Raw genomic sequence first — 19,874 nt, 5'->3', positions numbered from 1 at the left:
TTACCGCGCCAGCAGTGCCTGGGCACCCTGTGTGATGGCATCCTCCCCCACCAGCACGTGCTGAGCGGCCGGACCCAGGGGAACCGGTGCGTCGGCCGCGGCCACCCGGCGCGCGGATCCGACGAACGCCCCGTCGACCAGAGCCGCGAGCACTCCCTCGCCGACCCCGCCGGAGCGGCGGGTCTCGTCGACGATCAGCACCCGGCCGGTGGCCAGGCTCTCGCGTACCAGGTCAGCGACGGGAAGGGGGTTCAGCCAGCGCAGGTCGACGACCCGGGTGCCGTACCCGTCAGCGGCCAGCCGGGCCGCCACCCGTAGGGACATCCGCACCCCGCCACCGTACGTGACGATCGTCAAGTCCTGCGCGGTGCCCAGGGGGTAGATGCGAGCCCGGCCGATCGGGGCGTGCTCACCGACCCACCGTTCGGGTGGCGTGTAGGGGGCCAGCCATTCATTGTCACCTTGCTGATAGAGGTCCCTCGTCTGATACAGCGAGGCCGGCTCCAGGAAGACGCAGACACTCCCGTCCACCTCGGCGGCGGCCAGGCAGGTGCGCAGCATCGGCGCGGCGTCCTCGGCCCGGGCCGGCACCGCGACCACCAGGCCGGGCACGTCACGCAGCACGGCGAGGGAGTTGTCGTTGGCCAGGTGGCCGCCCAGCCCGTACGGGTCGGCCAGGGCCGGCAGGCGCAGCACCAGCGGGTTGCGATACGCCCCCGAGGAGAGGAACGACATGGTCGCCGCCTCGCCGCGCAGCTGGTCCTCGCCGCTGTGCAGACTGGCCAGGTCGGGCAACTCGGCGACCGGGAGCAGCCCGGCCAGCCCGGCGCCCAGGGCCAGCCCGAGCACGCCGGCCGCGTCCGGCGGGGTGTCGAAGACCCGGTCGCCGCCGCGCTCGCGCAGCCCGGCGGTGACGCCGTGCCGCCCGCCGCGGGTGGTGCCCGGGCCGAAGGCCAGCAGCCCCGGGCGGGCGGCCAGCGCGTCGGTGAGCGCGGCGTTGACGGTCTGCGCCAGGGTCATCGGCCCGGCCTGCTCGGGCAGCCGCCCGTCGAAGATCCGGGCCCGCCCGGCCGCGCCGGGTCCGGCGGCCCGGCTCGCCGCCTCGGTGACCGCGTGCGCCACCCGCAGCGGGCGGCGCGGGGCCAGCGAGGCGACGATCTCGCCGACGGTGGCCAGTTTCGGCTCGCCGAGCACCTCCTCGGCCGCCTTGCGCACCTGCCAGCCGACCTCGTCGTACCGGGTGATCACGTCGTCCGGGCCGAGCAGGCCGGCCTCGACCACCAGCCGGGCGGTGCCGACCAGCGGATCCCGCTCCAGGTCCGGGCCGGGCTCCGGGTCGCCGGGCCGGCCCAGCAGCAGCACCGTGCCCAGGTGCAGCACCGCGGGACGGCGCTCGCGGCGGACGAACTCGGCGGCCTCGGTGGCGGCGTCGTAGGTGGCGGCCAGGTCGCACCCGTCGGCGTACGAATACCGCACCCCGGGCCGGGCCCGCAGCACCGAGGCGACCCAGCCGTCCGGGTCCGGGCCGCCGGGCGCGTCGTCCTCGCAGACCAGCAGCAGCGGGACCGGCTGCCCGGCCCGGCCGTGCCAGCCCGCGGCGTGCAGGGCGGCGGCCGCGCCGGGCTGGTCGATCCCGTCGTCGCCGAAGGTGGCCGCGACGATCGCGTCGGACGGCCAGCGCGGGTCCGGCGAGCGGCTCAGGCCGTACGCAAGACCGACCGCTCGCGGCAGATGACCCGCCGGCGCCGAGACCACCGGGACCAGATGCAGTTCGGCGTTTCCGAACACCTTGTCGCGCCCGCCGCTGATCGGGTCCCGGACCGAGGCCACCACCCCCCGGAGAATGTCCCGGGCGGCGTCCTCCAGCCGCTGCACGCGGCGCTCCGGCTCGGACGCGGCGGCGCGCGCGCAGTAGAAGGCCGCGGCCCGGTCGTGCGGCAGCGCCGGATCGTCGCCACGCAGCGCCGCGGCGACCGCCGCGTTCCCCTCGTGGCCGGCCGAGCCGACCGTGTGGAAGCCCTCGTTGAAGCTGCGCAGCCAGCGCGCCGCCAGGTCGAGATGGCGGCTGGCGAGCTGGGCGTCGAAGAGTTCCAGGGCACGGGCGCCGGTCAGCGTGACGCCGTCGCGGACCGGATCGCCGGGAGCGCGCCGCTGCTCCGGGGGTCGCAGGGCCGAGACCGCATCGCGGAACCGCTCGTCGAGGCTTTGCGGGGTGGTCACGAAATCAGCATTGCGGACCGGGGCGAACGCTGCCACCCGCCGACGGATCCGATCACACGTGTCGATCTTCCGGCGCGAACGCCGGATCGGTGGTGCAATACCGGGATGATCATGAGGTGCGCCACGTGTCTGCTGCTCGTCGCGGCCGCTTTCATGGTGCTCGACCTGTACACATAGGCTCTGCCGATGCGTAGCGAAACGATCACCGTCCGGACCGGGGACCGGCCCGTCGTCGTCGACATCACCCGGCAGGCGGACCAGTTCGTGGCGTCCGAGCAGGACGGCCTGCTGCACGTCTTCGTGCCGCACGCGACGGCCGGGCTGGCGATCATCGAGACCGGCGCGGGCTCCGACGACGACCTGCTGACCGCGATCGACGACCTGCTGCCGGCCGAGGACAAGTGGCGGCACCGGCACGGATCGCGGGGACACGGGCGCGATCACGTACTGCCGGCCTGGATCCCGCCGTACGCCACCCTCCCGGTGCTCGGCGGCCGCATCGCGCTGGGCACCTGGCAGTCGATCTGCCTGGTGGATCCCAACGGCGACAACCCCACCCGGCAGGTGCGGTTCTCCTTCCTCCAGGGGTGAGGCGGAAAGTTACTGGTCAGTACATGTGTCGCGCATCGCTGCGCCGACCGTTAGGCGTGACGATGCCCACCGTTAAGAGGCAGGATGGAGACCTCCGGGCGATACGCCACCTGGATCGCACCGGTTCCGACACTCAACCAAGAGGATTGCCTGTGGCCACGGAGCGCAAGCGCCCGGTGATCAGCGATGGCCTGCCGAGCCAGCTTCCGGACATCGACCCTTCGGAAACAAACGAGTGGATCGAGTCCCTCGACGGAGTCATCGATGAACGGGGCGCCAAACGAGCCCGGTACGTGATGTTGCGCCTGCTGGAGCGCGCTCGCGAACGACAGGTTGGCGTTCCGCCACTGACGTCCACCGACTACATCAACACGATCACCCCGGAGCAGGAGCCCTGGTTCCCGGGTGACGAGTTCGTGGAGCGGCGCATCCGGGCCTACGTCCGGTGGAACGCCGCCATGCTGGTGCACCGCGCGCAGCGTCCGGAGATTGGCGTCGGAGGCCACATCTCGTCGTACGCGTCCAGCGCCAGCCTCTACGAGGTCGGCATGAACCACTTCTTCCGGGGCAAGGACCACCCCGGCGGTGGTGACCAGATCTTCTTCCAGGGTCACGCCTCCCCCGGCATGTACGCCCGGGCGTACCTCGAGGGTCGTCTCACCACCAACCAGCTCGACGGTTTCCGCCAGGAGCTGAGCCACCCGGGCGGCGGCCTCCCGTCGTACCCGCACCCGCGGCTGATGCCGAACTTCTGGGAGTTCCCCACCGTCAGCATGGGCCTGGGCCCGATGAACGCGATCTACCAGGCGCGGTACAACCGCTACCTGCACAACCGCGGCATCAAGGACACCAGCCAGCAGCACGTCTGGGCGTTCCTCGGCGACGGCGAGATGGACGAGGTCGAGTCGCTCGGCGCGATCGGCCTGGCCGCCCGCGAGGAGCTGGACAACCTCACCTTCGTGGTCAACTGCAACCTCCAGCGCCTCGACGGCCCGGTACGCGGCAACGGCAAGGTCATCCAGGAGCTGGAGTCCTTCTTCCGCGGCGCCGGGTGGAACGTGATCAAGGTGGTCTGGGGCCGGGAGTGGGACCCGCTGCTCGCCGCGGACACCGACGGCGCCCTGGTCAACCTGATGAACGTGACGCCCGACGGTGACTACCAGACCTACAAGGGCGAGTCCGGGGCGTATGTGCGCGAGCACTTCTTCGGCCGCGACCCGCGCACCCGCAAGCTCGTCGAGGGCATGACCGACGACGAGATCTGGAACCTCAAGCGCGGCGGCCACGACTACCGCAAGCTCTACGCGGCGTACAAGGCTGCCACCGAGCACACCGGCCAGCCGACGGTGATCCTCGCCAAGACCATCAAGGGCTGGACGCTGGGCTCGCACTTCGAGGCCCGCAACGCCACCCACCAGATGAAGAAGCTGACCCTGGAGGACCTGAAGGGATTCCGGGACCGGCTCTACCTCGACATCAGCGACAAACAGCTCGAGGAGAACCCGTACCTCCCGCCGTATTACCACCCCGGCGAGAAGTCCGACGAGTACCAGTACATGCAGGAGCGCCGCCGCGACCTGGGTGGTTACGTGCCGTCCCGGCGCACCAAGGCCAAGTCGCTGGCGATCCCGGACACCAAGGCGTTCGCCGACATCAAGCGGGGCAGCGGCAAGCAGAAGGTGGCCACCACGATGGCCTTCGTCCGCCTGCTCAAGGACCTGATGAAGGACAAGGAGTTCGGCGCCCGGTGGGTGCCGATCATCCCGGACGAGGCCCGCACCTTCGGCATGGACTCGCTCTTCCCGACCAAGAAGATCTACTCGCCGCACGGCCAGACGTACACCTCGGTGGACCGGGAGCTGTTCCTGTCCTACAAGGAGGCGACGAACGGCCAGATCCTGCACGAGGGGATCAACGAGGCCGGCTCGACCGCGAGCTTCATCGCGGCCGGCACGTCGTACGCGACGCACGACGAGCCGATGATCCCGCTGTACATCTTCTACTCGATGTTCGGCTTCCAGCGCACCGCCGACGAGCTGTGGGCCGCCGCCGACCAGATGACCCGGGGCTTCCTGCTCGGCGCCACGGCCGGCCGCACCACGCTCAACGGTGAGGGCCTGCAGCACGAGGACGGGCACTCGCTGCTGATCGCGGCGACCAACCCGGCCGTGGTGGCGTACGATCCGGCGTTCGCCTACGAGATCGCGCACATCATCGAGAACGGCCTGCACCGCATGTACGGCGAGAAGCAGGAGAACATCTTCTACTACCTCACCATCTACAACGAGCCGGCGATCCAGCCCGCCGAGCCGGAGGGCGTCGACGCCGAGGGCATCCTCAAGGGCATCTACCGCTACTCGGAGGGTCCGGCCACCGGCGGGCCGAAAGCACAGCTGCTCGCCTCCGGCACCGGCATGCGCTGGGCGCTCAAGGCGCAGGAACTGCTCGCCCAGGACTGGGGCGTGAGCGCCGACGTGTGGTCGGTCACCTCCTGGGGCGAGCTGCGGCGGGACGCGATCGAGGCGGAGGAGCACAACCTGCTCCACCCGAGCGACCAGCCGCGCAAGCCGTACATCCAGCAGAAGCTGGAGGGCGCCGAGGGCCCGTCGGTGGCGGTCAGCGACTGGATGCGGGCGGTGCCCGACCTGATCGCCCGCTGGGTGCCGAACGGGTACACCTCGCTCGGCACCGACGGCTTCGGCATGAGCGACACCCGGCACGCGCTGCGCCGCCACTTCCACGTGGACGGCGAGTCGGTCACCGTGGCCACGCTGCGCGAGCTCGCGCTGCGCGGCAAGGTGCCCGGGCACGTGCCCGGCGAGGCCGCCAAGAAGTACGCGATCGACGACGTGAACGCGGCCCCGGTCGGCGAGACCGGCGGCGACAGCTGATCGTCTGACCAATCGGAAGCCCGTCGCGTTTCGCGGCGGGCTTCCGACTGTCCGCGAGACGTCACCCGTCAGGCCGGGACGTAGGTGACGACCTCGACGCCGGTCGTGGTCCGCCACCGCGCGGCCGGCGACAGGGCGATCTTGGTGCCGTCCTCCCAGAGCTTGCGCCCCTCGCCCTGCACCACCGGGTACACCATGATCCGGTACTCGTCGATCAGGTTGTGCCGGGTCAGGTGATTCACCAGGGAACCACTGCCGTTGATCAGCAGGGTGCCCGGCTCGGTCTTGAGCTTGGCCACCGCGTCGGCCACCTCGCCCTCGATGAAGGTCGCGTTCCACTCCGGCTCGCTCAGCGTGGTGGTCGCCACCCACTTGGGCATCGTGTTCATCCGGACGCCGAAGTCGCCGGTCGACGCCTCCATCTGCGGCCAGGCGGCCTTGAAGCCCTCGTACGTCCGCCGGCCGAGCAGCAGCGCGTCGGCCTCCCGCAGGTTCTCCGCCTGCCAGGCGCCGAGCTCGTCGTTGAAATACGGCCCGCTCCAGGCCGGCTCCTCGAAGACACCGTCGAGCGTCACGTACTCCACCGCGATGACCTTGCCCATCTCGCACCCCTTATTTAGCCAACTCGTTAATTAACTGAATGGTAAAGTACGCCGCTCCGAGCACCGTGTCAAATACCCCTCGCGGGCCTCGGTAGGCTGACCCCGTGACTGTTCGCGTACGTTTCGCACCCTCACCCACCGGCATGTTCCACGTCGGCGGCGCCCGCTCGGCGTTGCAGAACTGGATCTATGCCCAGCAGCACGGCGGCGTCTTCGTGCTCCGGATCGAGGACACCGACGCGGCCCGCAACAAGCCGGAGTGGACCGAGGGCATCATCTCGGCCCTCGATTGGATCGGCATCGAGCGCGGGACGTACGAAGGGCCGTATTACCAGTCGTCCTATGCGGCCGACCACACCGCCGCCGCCACCCGCCTGTACGGCGAGGGCAAGGCCTACTACTGCGACTGCACCCGCGACGACGTGGTGGCCCGCTCGGGCAACAAGCACACCGGCTACGACGGCTTCTGCCGGGAGCGGGCGCTGGGCCCGGGCGAGGGCCGCGCGCTGCGCTTCCGCACGCCGGACGAGGGCGAGACGGTCGTCGTCGACCTGGTCCGCGGCAAGCCCACCTTCGAGAACAAGCTGATCGAGGACTTCGTCATCGCCCGCTCCGACGGCTCGGCGGTCTTCCTGCTGGCCAACGTGGTCGACGACATGAGCATGGGGATCACCCACGTGTTCCGCGCCGAGGAGCACCTGCCGAACACGCCGAAGCAGCAGCTGCTCTGGGAGGCGCTCGGCGTGACTCCCCCGGTCTGGGGACACGTCCCGGTCATCGTCAACGAGAAGCGGCAGAAGCTGTCGAAACGGCGTGACAAGGTCGCCCTGGAGTCCTACCGGGACGAGGGCTACCTGGCCGCCGCGATGCGCAACTACCTGATGCTGCTCGGCTGGGCGCCCACCGGCGACCGGGAGATCGTCCCGTGGTCGGTGATCGAGGAGGAGTACCGGATCGAGGACGTCAACCACGCCCCGGCCTTCTTCGACGTCAAGAAACTGCGCGCGTTCAACGGGGAGTACATCCGGGCGCTCACGCCGGGCGAGTTCACCCAGGTCTGCGCGCCGTGGCTGACCGGCACCGACACCATCCCGGCCCCGCCGTGGGACCCGGCGAAATTCGACGCGGAGATCTTCACCACCATCGCACCGCTCGCGCAGACCCGGATCGCGGTGCTCTCCGAGATCGTGGAGAACGTGGACTTCCTCTTCCTCGACCAGCCGGTCGACGACGAGGCGTCCTGGGCCAAGGCGATGAAGGAGGGCGCGGCCGACATCCTGGACGGTGCCGCCGAGGCCTTCGCCGCGCTCACCGACTGGCGCGCGGAGACACTGAAAGCCGCGTTGGAGCAGGTCGGCGAGGCCCGCGGGCTGAAACTCGGCAAGACTCAGGCGCCGGTCCGGGTCGCGGTCACCGGGCGTACCGTCGGGCTTCCGCTCTTCGAATCGATCGAGCTGCTCGGCCGGGAGCGGACGCTGTCCCGGATCGCGGCGGCCCGGGCGCGACTTTCCGCCTGATCGCCCCCTTTTACCGCATTCGGCGGCCGGCCGCCATAGCTGGTCGTCGAATGTGGTGATGCGGTCCGCTACATGGGTGGCCGCCACCCCCACGCGTTGCATGGACTGGGTAATATTCGGCCGCTGATCAACGGCTTTACCGTCCTCCGCGGTCGTCCCCCCAAATAGCTCCAATTAACCCTGTCTCTGGATGCGACAGGGTCGGTGCTTCGGGAAGGCTGGAGAGGCCGATGCCGCGTGCCGGCCGTCGCCGGCGCACGAGCAGCGGTTCACGCAACCATGTCATCCACGGGCGGGGGAGGTCGGATGGTGGTTCGACGGGCACTGAAACGGGTGGCCACGGCGGCCGGCGCACTGACGGTCGCGGCGGCACTGGCACTCGGCACGACCCCGGCGGCGGCGCAGGCCACGCCCGCCGGGCGGAGCGGAACGACCGCGGCCACGAAGCCGGCGACCAAGCCGTCGGCCCAGCCGAAACCGCAGCCGAACGGGCTGCACATCACCGGGCAGGGCGTGCCGGCGGAGGGGATCAAGGTCCTTCAGACCGAGGACCCCAAACTGTTCCGGATGCTCTTCAGCGAGGTGGGGTGGCTCGCCGCGGCGCAGCCGCAGGCCTCGCCGCCGGGCAAGACCGCCAAACTGGGCCCGAAATACACCGTCAAGGTGTTGATCGGGGAAAAGGCCGCCCAGGAGTACGAGCTGTACCCGCTGGCCACCGGCGGCCCGCGGGCACACCGGCCGGCGCAGCAGCCGGGCACGACCAAGCGGCAGGTGGACGGCTGGTTCTACGGCCGCCAGTCGATGTCCGAGTCGCTGCGCCTCAGCGGCGTCCCGCTGAAGGCCAAGCCCGACGTCGTCAACGGCGGCATCGGCGGCGGCATCGGCGAGACCCTGGACCAGTCCGAGCTGGACCCGGTCTCCGGCGCCGGCCACCTGTTCGGCCAGATGCGCCAGCTGCTGCTCCTCAACGGAGCGGTCCTGCTGGTCATCCTGACCGGCCTGGCCGGCATGGCGTTCCTCATCCGCCGCCGCGTCTGACCAGCGTCATCGCGACGTCCGCCCTGGCTCCCGGTTTCCCCGCGAGCCAGGGCGGTCCGTTTCCAACCCCATTTCCGGTACGCCCAAAGCCCCCGCCGCGACCAAGCCGCCCATCCACACTCCCGGGCGGGTGCTCCTCTTCCCGAAAAGATCGCTCTGCCCGGTAACAACCCGGCTCAACGATGTCCCCTCGTTCTCCGACCCCGTCGCGTAGACCAGAAATTGCCCGGCCCAGCCGCCGGTCGCGGTCCATGCCAGTCACGTCTCTGCACGCCAGCCCACGCCTCTACCGGTCCCGGCCAGCTGATGCCTCTGTCCCGGTCCGCAGCCCCGTTTCTGCCCAAGGTTCGACTTTCGGTACGCGGTGTGGCCCCCGGCCCTCGAGTAACCCCGTCTGCCTCCTCAGTGCGCTCGGGCGGCTGGTGCTGGTGGCCCTATCCGGGCCGCGGATAGGGCCATGAGCACCAGCCCGACAGACTCCGGCTGGCCCTGGCGGCCCTATCCCGACCGAGGACAGGGCCATGAGCACCAGCCCGACGGACTCCGGCTGGCCCTGACGGCCCTATCCCGACCGAGGACAGGGCCATGAGCACCAGCCCGACGGGTTCCGGCTGGCCCTGGCGGCCCTATCCGGGCCAGGGCCAGGGCCGTGAGTGCCAGCTCGACGGGCTCCGGCTGGCCCTGACGGCCTATCCCGACCGGCGATAGGCCATGAACGCCAGCCCGACGGGCTCCGGCTGGCCCTGGTCGCCCTATCCCGACCGCGGACAGGGCCATGAACGCCAGCTCGACAGGCTCCGGCTGGCCCTGGTCGCCCTATCCCGACCGGGGACAGGGCCATGAGCACCAGCTCGACGGGCTCCGGCTGGCCCTGACGGCCCTATCCGGGCCAGGGACAGGGCCATGAGTGCCAGCCCGACGGGCTCCGGCTGGACCTGACGGCCCATCCCGACCGGCGATAGGCCATGAACGCCAGCCCGACGGGCTCCGGCTGGCCCTGACGGCCCTATCCGGGCCAGGGACAGGGCCATGAGCACCAGCTCGACGGGCTCCGGCTGGACCTGACGGCCCTATCCCGGCCAGGGATAGGGCCACGAGCACCAGCTCGACGGGTTCCGGCTGGACCTGACGGCCCTATCCCGAACGGGGATAGGGCCATGAGCGCCAGCCCGGGTCTCGGCTTGCGGCGAGCGCCCTTGACCGGGCGGGGATACGGGCTCCGAGCGCAAGCCGTTGGGGTGGACAGGCAGACCGTGGACGGGCGGGCGCTCGGCGGGCGGGGCCCGGGCGGCTCTGGCCGGATCCGCAGGCCCTGAGCGGCTAGTGCGGCTCGGGGGCGTGCACCGCGCGCTCGACCAGCCCGAGCAGGTCTTCCAGGTCCGCGTCGAACTCGGCGTCGCCCGGACACGCCACCGGTTCGACCAGCGGCAGTCCCCCGGTCACCTCCCCGGTCGTGTAGCCGAGCAGGAACGCGCAGATCATCCGGGCCAGCCGCGGCACCTCGCCGTCCCCGACCCCGGCGTCGTGCAGGATCCCGCGCAGCGCCGCGGTCAGCCAGGACGCCGAGGCGCCGGCCGCCGACCGGTTCAGCAGCAGGGGGAACGCGCTGGGGTGCGCGTGGGCGAGCGCCCGCACCGCCCGGCCCAGTGCCCGCAGCCGCCGCCGCCAGTCGATGTCCGCGAGGTCGTCGCCGACCGCCGTGCCCAGTTCCAGGTGCAGCAGGTCGACCAGGCCGTCGAGCAGAGCGTCCTTGCCCCCGACATAGGGGTAGAGCGCCATCGAGGTGAGTCCCACCCGCTCGGCCACCGCCCGCATCGACATGGCGGCCAGCCCTCGCTCGTCCACCAGGGCCAGCGCCTGGTCCAGGATCAGCCGTCTCTTGTCGTCCACCTGTTCACCTGACCAGTCCGGCCGCCCCGGTCGGCGTAACGCGCCCGGACCGCCGCCGGCACTCACCCGACGGGGTGAGCGGGCAACGGGCCGACGTCCGAAAAGAAACTATCCGCAGGCCACGCACGGCGAGCGCCCGTTCCGCACGGTCCGTACGGAAAAGTCGTGAAACGGTGGGCGCGCGGCGATGGCCGTACCCCAGGGGCGCGAAGCGCGAAGGAATCCGTGACCCGCCGAGCGGGCCGGGTGCCCGCCGGGCCTGGCGCGGCCCGGCGGATCGATACCCGAAAGATCAGCTCAGCACCAGCGGCCCGGCGGACGACCCCGCCCGGCGGCCCGGCGACGCGGCCGCACCGCGCCGTGCAGGTGTGCGCCGGCCCAGCCGCGCAACTCGGTCCGGCATCCCACCCGGCCCGGCTCCGTTCCGATGACCTGCTCCGACAGGAGCAGCGGTTCCTCCTCGGCCACCGGTGGCAGGTCCTCGAGGGTCGGGTCGATCTCGGCCCGCAGCGCGTCGTCCCGGTCCATCATCTCGCCTCCTCGATCCGCGGGTTCGGCTGTCGACAGGTTGTTCGGCACCGTCTCTTCATCGGCACGCCCGGCCCCGGGTTGAAGCACGGGCCGCGACGCACTAGTCGGACACGATGCCAGGTCACCGACCGGAATCGCGGGAGGGGCGCACCGCTACACCGGACAAATGTCATAAAAATGATGAAAGCGGCGCGGCTCGCGTCAGCCGATCGTGGCGTGACACGCTGGGCCCGTGGCGGAGAGCCGAAGCACCGAGTCCGCGCCGGAGTCCCCGGCGAACCCGCTGCAACCTGCGACGTTGCGCCGGATCGAGCGGCACGCCGGCGCGCTGGCGAGTTCCGCGGTGGCCCGGATGGAGGAGACGCTGCCGTGGTTCCGGGCGCTGCCGGCCGATCAGCGGTCCTGGGTGATGCTCGTCGCACAGGCCGGCGTCCGGTCCCTGGTCGAGTGGCTGCGCTCGGGCGCCACCGTGGCGGCCAGCACCCAGGAGATCTCCGACGAGGTGTTCGCGGCCGCCCCGCGCGCGCTGGCCCGGGCGATCACGCTGACCCAGACCGTGCAGCTGATCAAGGTGACCATCGACGTGGCCGAGGCCGAGGTGCCCGGCTTCGCCGCCAAGGGCGAGGACGACCTGCTGTTGCAGGCCATCCTGCGGTTCTCCCGGGAGATCGCGTTCTCCGCGGCCCGGGTCTACGCGCGGGCCGCCGAGTCCCGCGGCGCCTGGGACGCCCGGCTCCAGGCGCTGCTGGTCGACGCCCTGCTGCGCGGCGATTCGTCGGACGTGCTGGCCAGCCGGGCCGCCGCGCTGGGCTGGGTGGACACGCCACCGGTCGCGGTGGTGGTGGGCCGCTCCCCCGGCGGCGACATCACCGCGGTGCTGCACGCGGTCTACCGGGCCGCCCGCCGGGCCCGGCTCGAGGTGATCGGCGGTGTGCACGGCGACCGGCTGGTCGCGGTGGTCGGCGGCGCGGCCGACCCGGTGGCCACGGCGGCCGCGCTGCGCCCCAGCTTCGGCGAGGGCCCGGTGGTGGTCGGCCCGGCGGTGCCCACCCTGGAGCAGGCCACCGAGTCGGCCCGGGCCGCCCTGGCCGGGTTCCGCGCCGCGCCGGCCTGGCCGGGCGCGCCGACCCCGGTCGCCGCCGACGACCTGTTGCCGGAGCGGGCCCTGGCCGGCGACCCGGACGCCCGGCGCAAGCTGCGCAACGACGTCTACGCGGGGCTGGCCCGGGCGGGCGGCGGCCTGCTGGAGACGCTGGACGCCTTCTTCGCCGCGGGCGGGGTGCTGGAGAGCGCCGCCCGGGAGCTCTACGTCCACCCGAACACGGTCCGCTATCGCCTGCGCCGAGTGGCCGAGGTCACCGGGTTGTCCCCGCTGGACGGCCGGGACGCCTTCGCGCTGCGGATGGCGATGACCATCGGAAGACTGGAACCTGCGACATGAGTCACAGCGGAGAACAACCAACGACCAGCGCGTCAAATAGTGCTGAATCCGGACCAACTGACCTACGATTTGTAGGAACCCTACAAGGCTCGTCGTAGGGTTTGGTCGCGCCCGGCAACCCCGGAACGCCCCCCGATCCGGAAGAGTCGAAGACGTGCTCGCCGTACTTTCCCCCGGCCAGGGTTCCCAGAAGCCCGGCTTCCTCGCCCCTTGGCTCGACGTTCCCGGTGCCCGGGAGCGCCTGACCGCATGGTCGGCGCTCGCCGGCGTCGATCTGGTGCACCTGGGCACCGAGGCGGACGCCGAGGAGATCAAGGACACCGCCCGCACCCAGCCGCTGCTGATCGCCGCCGCCCTGCTGGCTGCCGCGCAGCTGCCATTGGAAGGTGTCGGCGTGGTCGCCGGCCACAGCGTCGGTGAGCTGGGCGCCGCCTCGGTCGCCGGCGTGCTGACCGCCGAGGACGCGGTCACGCTGGCCGGTGTCCGCGGCCGGGAGATGGCCGCCGCCTGCGCGCTCCAGCCGACCGGCATGTCCGCGGTGCTCGGCGGCGACCCGGACGAGGTGGTCGCCACCATTGAGAAGCACGGGCTGTACCCGGCCAACCGCAACGGCGCCGGGCAGATCGTGGCCGCCGGGGCGCTGGACGCGCTCGCCGAGTTCGCGGCCGCGCCGCCGGCCAAGGCGCGGGTGATCGCGCTGGCCGTGGCCGGGGCGTTCCACACGCCGTACATGGCGCCCGCCGAGACCGCACTGGCCGCCGTCGCCGCCGGGGTGACCGTCACCGACCCGGCCCGGACGCTGTTGTCGAACCTGGACGGCACCGCCGTGGCCGCCGGCGCGGAGATGCTGAACCGCCTGGTGCGCCAGGTCACCGCGCCGGTCCGCTGGGACCTGTGCATGCGCACGCTCAAGGACCTGGGGGTCACCGGGGTGATCGAGCTGCCCCCGGCCGGCACCCTGGCCGGTCTGGTCAAGCGCGAGCTCAAGGGCGACGGCGCTCCGGAGATCGTCACCCTGAACACGCCGGACGACCTGCCCGCCGCGCGCGACCTGATCGCCCGGCACGGCACGGCACAGCACTGACGCGCGCAGTCGCGACCGAAGGAGGAACAGGATGATCGCGGGTTCCCGCATCGTCGCGATGGGTCACTACCAGCCCTCGCGCGTGGTGACGAACGAAGACCTCACCAAGACCCTGGACACCAACGACGAGTGGATCCGGGACCGGGTGGGCATCGCCGAGCGGCGGATCGCCGACGGCGAGACGGTCGCCGACATGGCCACCTACGCCGCGGAGAAGGCGCTCGCGGCGTCCGGGCTCTCGGCCGCCGACATCGACCTGGTGGTCGTCGCCACCTGCTCGTCGATCGACCGCTGCCCGAACGTGGCGACCCGGGTGGCGAGCAAGCTCGGCATCGTCGCCCCGGCGGCGTACGACCTGAACACCGCCTGCTCCGGCTTCTCGTACGCGATGGCCAGCGCCGACCACGCGATCCGCGCCGGCGCCGCCCGCAACGCGATCGTGATCGGCGCGGAGAAGCTCTCCGACGTCACCGACTGGTCCGACCGGACCACCGCCGTGCTCTTCGGCGACGCGGCCGGCGCGGCCGTGGTGACCGGGGTGACCGCCGAGGACGAGGTCGGCGTCGGACCGGTGCTCTGGGGCTCCGCCCCGGACAAGGGTGACGTGCTGCGGATCGAGGGCTGGCAGCCGTACATCAAGCAGGAGGGCCAGATCGTCTTCCGCTGGGCGACCACCGCGCTCGCCCCGTTCGCCATCGAGGCGTGCCGCCGGGCCGGCGTCGAGCCGTCCGACCTGGCCGCCTTCGTGCCGCACCAGGCCAACACCCGGATCATCGACGGCATCGTGAAGCGGCTGGGCCTGGGCCCGGACGCGATCGTCGCCAAGGACCTGGTCGAGTCCGGCAACACCTCGGCGGCCAGTGTGCCGCTGGCCCTGTCCAAGCTGATCGAGCGCCGCGAGGTGCCCTCCGGGGCGCCGGTGCTGCTGTTCGGCTTCGGCGGCGGCCTGACCTATGCGGGTCAGGTCGTCCGCTGCCCGTAAGGTCGCTCTGCACAAACCGTTAAAACCGAGAGGAAACAGAAAAACCATGGCTACTCGCGAAGAGATCACCTCTGGCCTCGCCGAGATCCTCGAGGAGGTCGCCGGGGTGAACCCGGACGACGTCGCCGAGAGCAAGTCCTTCACCGACGACCTGGACGTCGACTCGCTGTCGATGGTCGAGGTCGTGGTGGCCGCCGAGGAGAAGTTCGGCGTCAAGATCCCGGACAACGAGGTGCAGAACCTCAAGACCGTCGGTGACGCGGTCACCTACATCGAGGCGAACCACTGAGATGAGCACTGTAGACGTCGTCGTCACCGGGCTCGGCGCGACGACCCCGCTGGGCGGGGACGTCGTGTCCACTTGGGACGCCATGCTTGCCGGCCGCTCCGGAGTGCGAACTCTCACCGAGGAGTGGGCCGGCCAGCTGCCCGTGCGCATCGGCGCTCGACTGGCCGTCGAGCCGTCGGAGGTCATCGAGCGGGTCCGGATGCGCCGCCTGGACCGCAGTGAGGCGATGGCCATCATCGCCGCGAAGCAGGCCTGGGCGGACGCCGGACTGGAGGGCGTCGAGCTGGATCAGGAGCGCCTCGCGGTCAGCTTCGGCAGTGGCATCGGCGGGGCGATCACCCTGCTGGACCAGGACGACATCCTGGAGCAGTCGGGACCGCGGCGGGTCAGCCCGCACACGGTGCCGATGCTGATGCCGAACGGCCCGGCCGCCTACGTGGGGCTGGAGTTCGGCGCCAAGGCCGGCGTCCGGGCGATGGCCAGCGCGTGCGCCACCGGCGCCGAGGCGATCGCCCTGGGCCTCGACCTGATCAAGGCCGGACGGGCCGACGTGGTGGTGGCCGGCAGCACCGAGGCCGTCATCCACCCGCTGCCGATCGCCGGTTTCGCCTCGATGCGCGCGATGTCGACGCGCAACGACGAGCCGGAGCGGGCCTCCCGCCCGTGGGACAAGAACCGGGATGGCTTCGTCCTCGGTGAGGGTTCCGGCGCGATCATCCTGGAGCGGGCCGACCACGCGGCCGCGCGCGGTGCCCGGGTCTACGCCCGGCTGGCCGGCGCGGGCGTCACCTCGGACGGCTACGACATCGTCCAGCCCGACCCGGAGTGCCGGGGCGGGATCCGGGCGATGCAGATGGCGCTGCGCGACGCCGGTCTGACCGGCGCCGACATCAAGCACGTCAACGCCCACGCGACCTCGACCCCGGCCGGTGACATGGGTGAGATCAAGGGCATCAGGGCCGCTCTCGGTGACCACCCGGTGGTCACGTCGACCAAGTCGATGACCGGGCACCTGCTGGGCGCGGCCGGCGCGCTGGAGTCGATCGCCACCATCCTGGCGATCCGCGACAACATCGTTCCCCCGACCATCAACCTCGACGACCCGGACGAGCGGCTGGACCTCGACGTGGCGGCGCACAAGCCCCGCCAGCTCGACATCCCGGCCGCGCTCAACAACTCGTTCGGTTTCGGCGGCCACAACGTGGCCCTGGTCTTCGCGCGCCCCTGACCAGGAGGAGCCGTGCCCTTCACCCCCGGAGGGACAGATTCGGCCACCGATCGGCGTGATCCCGAGCTGAGACTGCGTACCCTCTTCGACCGCGGCACCCTGCGCCTGCTCGCCCCCCGGGACGAGTCCGGCGTGCTGCACGCCCGTGGCACGGTCGACGGCACCCCCGCCGTCGCCTTCGCCACCGACGCCACCCGGATGGGCGGCGCGATCGGCGTGGCGGGGTGCCGGCGGGTCGTCGAGGCGATCGACGTCGCGGTGCGGGACCGCGTTCCGGTGGCCGGGCTCTGGCACTCCGGCGGGGCACGGCTCGCCGAGGGCGTGAGCTCGCTCGACGCGGCCGGCCGGGTCTTCGCCGCCATGGTGCGGGCCTCCGGCCGGATCCCGCAGGTCTCGGTGGTGCTGGGGCCGGCCGCGGGCAGTGCCGCGTACAGCCCGGCGCTCACCGACCTGGTGATCATGAGCAGGGCCGGCCGGCTGGTTCCGTCCGGCACCGCCACCTCGTGGGCGCACGTCGCCACCGAGGACGAACCGGCCGCGCTCGCCGAGGCGCGCCGGCTGATCCGGCTCCTCGGCCATCAGGGCCGGCTGTCGCCCGACGACGTCCGGCCCGGCAGCACGGTCGGGCGCCCGCTCGACTCGCTGCTCACCGGCGCGAACTACGACGTACGGCCGCTGGTCCGCGCCCTGCTCGACGAGCCCGGCCTGGAGTCGCACGCGCACTGGGCACCCAACCTGGTGACCGTGCTGGGGCGCTTCGCCGGGCGTACCGTCGGGGTGGTCGCGAACAACCCGCAGCACCTCAACGGCTGCCTGGACGCGTCCGCCGCCGAGAAGGCCGCCCGCTTCGTCCGGATGTGCGACGCCCTGGCGATCCCCCTGCTGGTCCTCGTCGACACCCCCGGCTACCTGCCCGACCGCGAGCCGGACGCGGTGGTCCGGCGCGGCGCCCAGCTCCTGCACGCCTTCGCCGCATCGGTCGTCCCCCGGGTGACCCTGGTGACCCGTCGCGCCTACGGCGGCGGCTACCTGGCGATGAACTCCCGCGCGCTCGGCGCCACCGCCGTCCTGGCCTGGCCACACGCCGAGGTGGCGGTGCTGGACCCGGGCGCCGCCGTCCACGTCCTGCACCGCCGGCAACTCGCCGCCGCCGCACCCGCCGAGCGCGACCCCCTCCGCGAACGCCTGATCCGCGCCCACGTCGAGGCCACCGGCGGCGTCCAGCCCGCCCTGGAAGCCGGCGTGGTCGACGCCGTCATCCACCCGGACGAGACCCGCCGCCGCATCGCCGAAGCCCTCGCCGAAGCACCCCCGGCCCGAGGCGCCCGCAGCAACATCCCTCTTTGACGATCTAGATCTTCATATACGCGCGTCCGCCGGGGTGCGGACCGCACGCTCCCGCGCGGGCCGGGCACGGAGATCTGGCCGCTGCAAAACGCCGCCGGTGACGAGGCAACTGATTCCCCGACGCCGGTGGGGTTTGCCGGTGGCGGGGAATCAGCTGCCTCGTCACCGGTTACCAGGCGTTTTGCCGCGGAGCGAAGCGGAGCCAGCCAGCTCAGCGTCCAGGACGATCTCCGCGCCCTTCATTGCCCGTGGGTGGTCACCGAACCCCGACCCCACCCGTCCAGCTGGCGACGCTCACCGCGACCGAGGGCGGACCGGTGGCGGCAGTGGCGGCGATGTCCACCTCGACCAGCCACGGGCATCGCCCGGGGTCCGCGCCGCGGACGTGAGCTCGTGGCGGCCACCGCCGCGGCGACGTCCTACTTGGCGCAGGCGCTGCGGGGCAGACCGGCCACCGCGATCGGCGACTTGCCCGGCGCGGTCGCCTTGCCGGCGATCACCGAGGCGAGCGCGGTCAGCGACAGCTTGCTGGACGAGTACGTGGCCACCAGCGTCGGCGACTTCGCATATGCCAGCAGCCCCGGCAGGTCCATCATCACCGTGACGGCCGCGTCCGGGGACAGGTCGACCGGCTTGTCGCCGTAGCCGACCAGCCGGATCTCCGCGCCGCCCGCGGCCTGCACCTTGACGCCGGCCGCCTGCAACGCGTGCACCAGGTTGACCCGGGCCACCTCGCGGGAGGACGGCGCGGTCACCGTGACCGGCCCGTCGACCAGCGGGCCCGCGCACCTGCCGCGCAGGACGGTGATCGAGGCCGCGTCGAGGGCCGAGACCGCCTGCTGGTGGGGCGCCGAGCCGAGCACGGAGAGGTCGGGCTGCGCGGTGGCCGCGGTGCGGAACTTCAGGGTGAGGATCCGGGTGACCGCCTCAATGAGGCGTTCCCGCTTGAGGGCGCCGCTCCTCAGCCCGGCGACGATGCCGTCCCGGGCGGCGCCGATGTCCGGCGGCATGAGCAGCATGTCGTTGCCCGCGTTCAGGGCGCGGACCGCGGCCTCGCCGGCCGGCCACTTCATCGCCGGGGCCATGTTCATCGCGTCGGTGATCGCCACCCCGGTGAACTTCAGCTGGCCGCGCAGCACGTCCGTCATGATCTTGTGGGAGAAGGTGGCGGCCGTGCCCTTGTCCACCGCCTGGAGGTTGAGGTGGCCGGACATCACCACGCCCGCGCCGGCCTGCACCCCGGCCTGGAACGGCGGCAGGTCCTGCGCCTTCCAGGCGGCCAGGTCCTGCTTGATCACCGGTAGCTCGTCGTGGCTGTCGCCGGTGGTGTGCCCGTGCCCGGGGAAGTGCTTGAGCGCGGCCGAGACCCCGCCCGCCTGGAGTCCGCGCACGGCGGCGGCGACCTGGGCCGCGTTCGCCTTGGCGTCCGTGCCGTACGACCGGGAGCCGATCACCGAGCTGCCCGCGGCGCCCAGGGTGTCGGCGACCGGGGCGAAGTCGACGGTGATGCCCATCGCGGCCAGCTCCCGGCCGGCCGCGTGCCAGGCCGCCTCGGTCAGCGGGGGCTGCCCGGCCGCGCCGACCGCCAGTGCCGACGGGAGCGCGGTGATGCCGTCGGTGACCCGGGTGACGATGCCGTACTCCTGGTCGGTGCCGATCATCAGCGGGGCACCGGCGGGCAGTTGGCGGGCGGCCGCCTGGAGGCCGTCGGTGAGCGCCCGCACCTGCTTCGGGTTCTCCACGTTCGACGTGGGGTTGGTCTTGCCGGTCGGGTCGTTCTGGGTGAACGAGACCAGGATCAGACCGCCCAGCCTGTACTTGGCGATCATCTGGGCCGGAGTGTCCACTCCGGCCAGGCTCCGGTTCCCGGCCGCCGAACCGGCGTCCACCTGGGTGGCCGAGCCGCCGTAGGCGTACGGCATCAGCACCTGCCCGGCCAGGTCGTCGTCGCTGAGCGTGGCCACCACCGCCGCGGCCCGGACCGCCGGGTCCGCCGGCGGGGCGGACGCCGACTCGGAGATCGGCGCGGGCGCCGAGGCGCTCAGCGCCACGGCGCTCGGCGGCGGGTTCGCCGGCGTGTCGGCATCGTCACCGCACGCTCCGGCGAGCAGCAGCAGCGGGGCGACAAATGCGACACGGGACAGCTTTTTCACATCTTCCATCGAATCAGGTCGCGGAAATCGCCGTGCGCCGACCCGGCAGAGAAAGGCGAACCACCCGGAA

The 19,874-nt window shown here is 72.0% G+C and carries 14 protein-coding genes and 1 pseudogene; 10 read left to right on the top strand and 5 right to left on the bottom strand.

The genetic code is table 11. From position 1 onward, the window contains the following. Complete coding sequence (locus Aiant_RS28650) at positions 1-2,220, bottom strand: transketolase C-terminal domain-containing protein (RefSeq protein WP_189334731.1); 2,220 nt, start codon at positions 2,218-2,220, stop codon at positions 1-3. A gap of 186 nt (positions 2,221-2,406) precedes the next feature. Here Aiant_RS28650 and Aiant_RS28645 point away from each other — a divergent pair, with 186 nt between their 5' ends. Together Aiant_RS28645 and aceE are read left to right on the top strand one after the other, a co-directional pair. Continuing rightward, positions 2,407-2,811, top strand: coding sequence for a YjbQ family protein (locus tag Aiant_RS28645; protein WP_189334730.1), 405 nt, complete (start codon positions 2,407-2,409; stop codon positions 2,809-2,811). A gap of 152 nt (positions 2,812-2,963) precedes the next feature. Beyond that, positions 2,964-5,702 (top strand): pyruvate dehydrogenase (acetyl-transferring), homodimeric type, encoded by a 2,739-nt coding sequence (aceE, locus tag Aiant_RS28640; protein ID WP_189334729.1) that lies wholly within the window; start codon positions 2,964-2,966, stop codon positions 5,700-5,702. A 68-nt stretch (positions 5,703-5,770) separates the two neighbouring features. On the opposite strand, the gene Aiant_RS28635 is transcribed toward aceE, so the two are convergent. Then, positions 5,771-6,304 (bottom strand): dihydrofolate reductase family protein, encoded by a 534-nt coding sequence (locus Aiant_RS28635; protein WP_189334728.1) that lies wholly within the window; start codon positions 6,302-6,304, stop codon positions 5,771-5,773. Positions 6,305-6,408: 104 nt separating this feature from the next. On the opposite strand from Aiant_RS28635, the gene gltX reads away from it, so the two are divergent. Together gltX and Aiant_RS28625 are read left to right on the top strand one after the other, a co-directional pair. Then, on the top strand, positions 6,409-7,821 hold the full coding sequence (gene gltX / locus Aiant_RS28630; RefSeq protein ID WP_189334727.1) for a glutamate--tRNA ligase: 1,413 nt from the start codon (positions 6,409-6,411) through the stop codon (positions 7,819-7,821). Between the two features lie 306 nt (positions 7,822-8,127). Further along, a complete protein-coding gene (locus tag Aiant_RS28625; protein WP_189334726.1) occupies positions 8,128-8,859 on the top strand; it encodes a hypothetical protein in 732 nt (243 codons plus the stop codon). Positions 8,860-10,179: 1,320 nt separating this feature from the next. Here Aiant_RS28625 and Aiant_RS28620 read toward each other — a convergent pair. Together Aiant_RS28620 and Aiant_RS28615 are read right to left on the bottom strand one after the other, a co-directional pair. Continuing rightward, positions 10,180-10,749 carry a TetR/AcrR family transcriptional regulator gene (locus Aiant_RS28620; RefSeq protein ID WP_189334725.1) on the bottom strand — a complete coding sequence of 190 codons (570 nt, stop codon included), beginning with the start codon at positions 10,747-10,749 and terminating at the stop codon, positions 10,180-10,182. A 297-nt stretch (positions 10,750-11,046) separates the two neighbouring features. Beyond that, positions 11,047-11,280, bottom strand: a complete 234-nt coding sequence (locus Aiant_RS28615) for a hypothetical protein (RefSeq protein WP_189334724.1) — start codon at positions 11,278-11,280, stop codon at positions 11,047-11,049. A gap of 232 nt (positions 11,281-11,512) precedes the next feature. Here Aiant_RS28615 and Aiant_RS28610 point away from each other — a divergent pair, with 232 nt between their 5' ends. The 6 genes and pseudogenes from Aiant_RS28610 to Aiant_RS28585 all read left to right on the top strand — a co-directional run bounded on the left by Aiant_RS28610 (position 11,513) and on the right by Aiant_RS28585 (position 17,651). After that, positions 11,513-12,721, top strand: coding sequence for a PucR family transcriptional regulator (locus Aiant_RS28610; protein WP_189334723.1), 1,209 nt, complete (start codon positions 11,513-11,515; stop codon positions 12,719-12,721). 154 nt (positions 12,722-12,875) lie between these two features. Beyond that, a pseudogene (locus tag Aiant_RS28605) lies at positions 12,876-13,802 on the top strand (ACP S-malonyltransferase); the annotation flags it as partial. 37 nt (positions 13,803-13,839) lie between these two features. Next, positions 13,840-14,787: a beta-ketoacyl-ACP synthase III gene (locus Aiant_RS28600; RefSeq protein ID WP_189334843.1), complete on the top strand. Its 948-nt coding sequence runs from the start codon at positions 13,840-13,842 to the stop codon at positions 14,785-14,787. 46 nt (positions 14,788-14,833) lie between these two features. Next, positions 14,834-15,076, top strand: a complete 243-nt coding sequence (locus Aiant_RS28595; protein ID WP_189334721.1) for an acyl carrier protein — start codon at positions 14,834-14,836, stop codon at positions 15,074-15,076. Between the two features lies 1 nt (position 15,077). Further along, complete coding sequence (fabF, locus tag Aiant_RS28590) at positions 15,078-16,304, top strand: beta-ketoacyl-ACP synthase II (protein WP_189334720.1); 1,227 nt, start codon at positions 15,078-15,080, stop codon at positions 16,302-16,304. Between the two features lie 12 nt (positions 16,305-16,316). Beyond that, positions 16,317-17,651 carry a carboxyl transferase domain-containing protein gene (locus Aiant_RS28585; RefSeq protein WP_189334719.1) on the top strand — a complete coding sequence of 445 codons (1,335 nt, stop codon included), beginning with the start codon at positions 16,317-16,319 and terminating at the stop codon, positions 17,649-17,651. Positions 17,652-18,070: 419 nt separating this feature from the next. Here Aiant_RS28585 and Aiant_RS28580 read toward each other — a convergent pair whose 3' ends face one another. After that, complete coding sequence (locus tag Aiant_RS28580) at positions 18,071-19,813, bottom strand: glycoside hydrolase family 3 protein (RefSeq protein ID WP_189334718.1); 1,743 nt, start codon at positions 19,811-19,813, stop codon at positions 18,071-18,073. Positions 19,814-19,874 lie beyond the last annotated feature (61 nt).

The organism is Actinoplanes ianthinogenes, assembly GCF_018324205.1.
Classification (GTDB): domain Bacteria; phylum Actinomycetota; class Actinomycetes; order Mycobacteriales; family Micromonosporaceae; genus Actinoplanes; species Actinoplanes ianthinogenes.
Note: the sequence above shows the minus strand (reverse complement) of the source record. Positions and strands in the feature narration are given on the sequence as shown.

Excerpts from the sequence above, each read along its gene's own strand:
- Aiant_RS28645 (WP_189334730.1), top strand. The coding sequence starts at position 2,407 with ATGCGTAGCGAAACGATCACCGTCCGGACCGGGGACCGGCCCGTCGTC.
- Aiant_RS28635 (WP_189334728.1), bottom strand. The coding sequence starts at position 6,304 with ATGGGCAAGGTCATCGCGGTGGAGTACGTGACGCTCGACGGTGTCTTC.
- Aiant_RS28625 (WP_189334726.1), top strand. The coding sequence starts at position 8,128 with ATGGTGGTTCGACGGGCACTGAAACGGGTGGCCACGGCGGCCGGCGCA.
- Aiant_RS28615 (WP_189334724.1), bottom strand. The coding sequence starts at position 11,280 with ATGATGGACCGGGACGACGCGCTGCGGGCCGAGATCGACCCGACCCTC.
- Aiant_RS28595 (WP_189334721.1), top strand. The coding sequence starts at position 14,834 with ATGGCTACTCGCGAAGAGATCACCTCTGGCCTCGCCGAGATCCTCGAG.
- fabF (WP_189334720.1), top strand. The coding sequence starts at position 15,078 with ATGAGCACTGTAGACGTCGTCGTCACCGGGCTCGGCGCGACGACCCCG.
- Aiant_RS28580 (WP_189334718.1), bottom strand. The coding sequence starts at position 19,813 with ATGGAAGATGTGAAAAAGCTGTCCCGTGTCGCATTTGTCGCCCCGCTG.